The following is a 3,059-nucleotide window of genomic DNA, read 5'->3' as shown; positions in this document are numbered from 1 at the left end:
GCGTATAATCGTCGGCAGCGTCAGATGTGTATAAGAGACAGGCCGCGCGGCTGGCTGGCCGGGCGGATCGCCGTGGTCGGCACCGTCCTGGTCGGGGTCGACCAGCACCGCACGCCGCTGTCGGTCGCCGGCCTGTCCACGCCGGGGGTGGAGATCCAGGCCCACGCGCTGGCCCAGATCCTCGACGGCCGGACCAGCCGCGACCTGTCCTTCGGCGGGGTCATCGCGCTGGTGCTGGTGCTGGGTGCCGCCGGGGTGGCGCTGGCGGTGGCCGGTTGGCCGGTGTGGCTGCTGGTGCCGGCCAGCCTGCTCGGGCTGCTCGCCCTGTGGGCGGCGGCGCTGGCGCTGTTCGCCCAGGGCGGGCCGCTGGTGGCGATGATGGCACCCTCGGCGGCGTGGCTGGGCGGCATCGCCGCGATGACCGCGCATCTGTCGCTGAAGGAGCGCACCGACCGCCGCAGCCTGATGCAACTGTTCGCCAACCACGTCTCCCAGCCCGTCGCTGACGAGATATGGCGGGAGCGCGCGACCTTCCTGGCCGGCGGGCGCCCCCGCCCGCAGGAGCTGACCGCCACCGTCTTCTTCTCCGACATCGAAGGCTTCACCACCGTCTGCGAGGCGCTGGAGCCGGAACCGCTGATCCTCTGGCTGGAGGGCTATCTCGACGCCATGGTGCGGGTGGTGGCGGCCCATGACGGGATCGTTCTGCGCTTCATCGGCGACGCCATCCTGGCGGTCTTCGGCGCCCCCGTCGCCCGCACCACCCAGGCGGAGATCGACGCCGACGCCGAGCGCGCCGTGCGCTGCGCCATCCAGATGGGGCGGGAGCTTCGGGAGCTGAACAAGCGTTGGCAGGCGGAGGGGCTGCCGGCCATCGGCATCCGCGTCGGCATCCACACCGGTCCGCTGGTGGCGGGCAGCCTGGGCGGGCTGCGGCACATGGAATATTCGTTGCTCGGCGACACCGCCAATACGGCGGCCCGGCTGGAGGCGCTGGGCAAGACGGTGGCCATGCGCTCCTCCCCCCATTGCCGGATCGTCATCGGGGAACCGACCTGGACGGCGGTGCAGGGCACGGTGGCCGGACTGCCGGTGGGCGAGATGGCGCTGAAGGGCAAGCGCAAGGCGGTGCGCGCCTGGCTGGTCCTCGACCGGGAGGGGGAGGAGGTGCGGCCCGCTGCGGAGGCTGGGGAGTAATCACCCATTCTCCGTATTCGGGATTAGGCTGAATGAACGCTTGGTGCGCAGGAATCGAAATATTAAGATCGGCTAATTGGCAATTTTATGCCGACGGGTGCCGGGTATGGGGTGCGCAACCGCCTTCCCACCATGGAGCCGGCCGATGTTCGACGGACACTCGACGCAGCTTCGTTTGGGCAGGGACCTCTGGTCGCTCGCCCTCGTCCTGCTGTTGCTGGGCCTCTTCGGATGGGCTCCACGCGCGGCCGCCCAATCCTCTCCCCCTCAATCTCCACCACCCCAGGCCTCCCAGTCCCCGGAGAAGCGCATCGCGCTGGTCGTCGGCATCGGCAAGTACGAGTTCGCCCCCGAACTCCAGAACCCGGTCAACGACGCCAAGGCCATCGCCGAGGCCCTGCGCACGCTTCAGTTCGACGTGGACGAGAAGTTCGACATGGACAACCGCAGCTTCGAGCGGGCGCTGCGCGACTTCGGCATCCGCGCCTCGCAGGCCGACGTGGCGGTGATCTTCTACGCCGGGCACGGCATCCAGGTGGGCGGCAACAACTACATCGTCCCGGCCGACGCCAGGCTGGAGCGCGAGCGCGACCTCGTCTACGAGGCGATGCCGCTGAATCTGATGATGGGCGAGCTGTCGCAGGCGCGCAAGCTGGGCATCCTGATGCTCGATTCCTGCCGCAACAACCCCTTCGTGGATCGGCTGAAGCAGGCCGGACAGAACCGCATCCAGGTCAATTACGGCTTCGCCCGCGTCGACGACACGCCCAGCGACACGCTGGTCGCCATGGCCACCCGCGCCGACCAGCTGGCCGAGGACGGGCAGGGCGACCACAGCCCCTACACCGACGCGCTGCTCCAGCATCTCCAGACGCCGGGGCTGGAGCTGAGCCTGTTCTTCCGCAACGTGCGCGACACCGTGCGGCAGGCGACCAACGGGCGGCAGGAGCCTTACATCTTTGGTTCGCTGGGGGCGGCGCCCTTCTACTTCAACCCGCGCCCGCCGAACCGGCCGCCGGTGCTCGGCGAGATCCGCCCGCTGGAGCTATCCGACCGCGCCGACGCCGAGCCGTTGCGCATCGGGCGCCCGACCGATCCCGACGACGACCAGCTCTTCGCCCAGATCTCCGGCCTGCCGCGCGGCGGCAGCGTGCGCATCGGCGACCGCATCGTGCTGATCGGCGACTACCTGACCGTGGAGCAACTCGCCGCCACCAGCTTCAAGCCGGACGCGACCGTCGTTGGGAATGCCGGGCGCTTCGACTTCGCGATCATGGACGGGCGGGGCGGCGTGGCGCGGGGCGGCGTGGCGATCACCATCAAGCCGAGCAACCGTGAGCCGGTGGTGGCCGGCGCGCGCACCATCCGCGCCCTGCCGAATCGCTTGGCCATCGAGGCGCCGGTGGACCCCGACGGCGACCCGCTGACCATCACCGTCACCGCCGTGCCCGACCGCGGCAAGGTGCGCGATGGCGCCACCCTGATCCGCCCCGGCGACCGCCTGCCGGCCGAGGGGCTGACCCGGCTGACCTTCGACCCGGAACAGGAGCGGGCGGGGGCCGCCGGTGCCTTCACCTATCAGGTGGAGGACGGCAAGGGCGGCAAGGCCACCGGCACGGTGACGCTGGAGATCGCCCCGCCGGGCGCCGCTCCGGCCGCGCCGGCGCTTGAGGAATCGCTGTGGCAGATGGTCAAGGGCAGCCGCGAGCCCGCCGACTTCGAGGCCTTCCTGCGCCTGTTCGGCAGCGGCACCTACGCCAAGCCGGCGCGCGAGAAGCTGGGCGCGCTCACCCCCTCCGCCAAGCCGCCGGAGGTCGCATCGCTGTCTCTTATACACATCTCCGAGCCCACGAGACTATAAC

Annotated in this window: 2 protein-coding genes; both read left to right on the top strand. The window is 70.3% G+C overall.

What is annotated here, in order from left to right; all coding sequences use genetic code 11:
• The coding region (locus Q4I23_RS31855) for an adenylate/guanylate cyclase domain-containing protein (protein ID WP_498528887.1) at window positions 1-1,197 on the top strand (1,197 nt) is incomplete at its 5' end.
• 145 nt (window positions 1,198-1,342) lie between these two features.
• Window positions 1,343-3,058, top strand: a complete 1,716-nt coding sequence (locus Q4I23_RS31850; RefSeq protein WP_498528886.1) for a caspase family protein — start codon at window positions 1,343-1,345, stop codon at window positions 3,056-3,058.
• The last annotated feature ends 1 nt before the right edge of the window (window position 3,059 follow it).

The organism is Azospirillum sp. UFLA03-27 (assembly GCF_059803775.1).
This window is presented reverse-complemented; position numbering and strand designations above follow the sequence as displayed.

What these genes read in the sequence shown, in the direction of transcription:
- Q4I23_RS31850 (WP_498528886.1), top strand. Translation starts at nt 1,343, where the DNA reads ATGTTCGACGGACACTCGACGCAGCTTCGTTTGGGCAGGGACCTCTGG.